This window comes from Nocardioides sp. NPDC006273 (assembly GCF_040613495.1).
GTDB lineage: Bacteria > Actinomycetota > Actinomycetes > Propionibacteriales > Nocardioidaceae > Nocardioides.
Genome location: NZ_JBEXSD010000135.1, coordinates 1 through 1,163 on the forward strand (window position 1 = coordinate 1; position 1,163 = coordinate 1,163).

The window sequence follows — 1,163 nt, forward strand, 5'->3', positions numbered from 1 at the left end:
CCCTCGGCTGGAAGACACCAGCACAGGTCCTCGATGAGCTACTTTCGAACCCGAACCCACCACCCAGTGTTGCGATGACCGGTTGAATCCGCCGCACCGTCCGGTTCTCTCGTCGGCCCTAGACCGGCAGCGTGAGACCAACCCACCAGACCCCGTCTGCGCGGGCATCTTCGCCTGCCCTAGGCCACGGCGACTCCCTTGACCCCTCGATGCGGACCTGTGCGCGGAGCTTCCCCAGGCGTGCAGACATTTCTCCACTGCTGAGAAGTGGGGAAACCTCGCCCTACGAGTCGTCGCCGGTTCAGGCGGCATTGTGATCGATTCACAATGTCTCGCCCACTGGCGTAGGCACTGGCAACCCGGGGCCCGCGCCCAGCAGCACACCAGCCACAGCTCCCAAGCCCGCGCCCAACTGAATCCGCTGCGCCAAACCCCGCCGCCAGGCAACAGTCACTTTCGCGAGGTGCACGGGACTCGGAAAAGCTCAACCACCGACACCAGCAATGGACGGTATCCTCGAAGTATGACTGCGTTGCCCGAATGGATGCACCCCCCTCGTGAGGAGGGTTGGTACTCCGAAGACCTCGACATGCTCGTCGAGGCGCCGCGTCATACCGAACTCATCGACGGAGCCCTGGTCTTCAACATGTCACCGCAGCGCCGCTGGCACAGTCGGCTCGTCACTGCCTTGACCAACGCGTTGACGGCACAGGCGCCCGATGGGTTCGAGGTGGATCGGGAGCTGACGGTGGTGCTCGACAGGCGCAACCGGCCGGAGCCGGACGTGCTGGTGAGCACGGCGCCGATCCCGGACCAGGCCTCGTTCTACGAGGCCGACACCGTGGTCCTGGTGGTCGAGGTGGTCTCGCCGGAGTTCGAGCATCGCGACCGGGCGGTCAAGCCGCAGAAGTACGCCGAGGCGGGCATCGCCCATTATTGGCGCATCGAGAACGAGGGCGGCGCGCCGGCGGTCCACGTCTATGAGCGCGACGAGCTGACCGGCGCCTACGTCCCGACCGGGATCTTCCGTGACCGCCTCGACGTCCCGCAGCCGTTCCAGCTCGAGATCGACCTGAACGACCTGGTCCGCTGAGGTCGCCGCCTCGTGCAGGTGTCCGTTGGTCGCCAGCGCGTTGCCACCCCAGGGCCCCGGGTCGCCGGCC

The 1,163-nt window shown here is 66.5% G+C and carries 1 protein-coding gene; it reads left to right on the forward strand.

Annotated elements, in window-relative coordinates; translation table 11 throughout:
• Window positions 1–523: 523 nt before the first annotated feature.
• A complete protein-coding gene (locus tag ABZZ22_RS27010; RefSeq protein ID WP_354938665.1) occupies window positions 524–1,093 on the forward strand; it encodes a Uma2 family endonuclease in 570 nt (189 codons plus the stop codon).
• Window positions 1,094–1,163 lie beyond the last annotated feature (70 nt).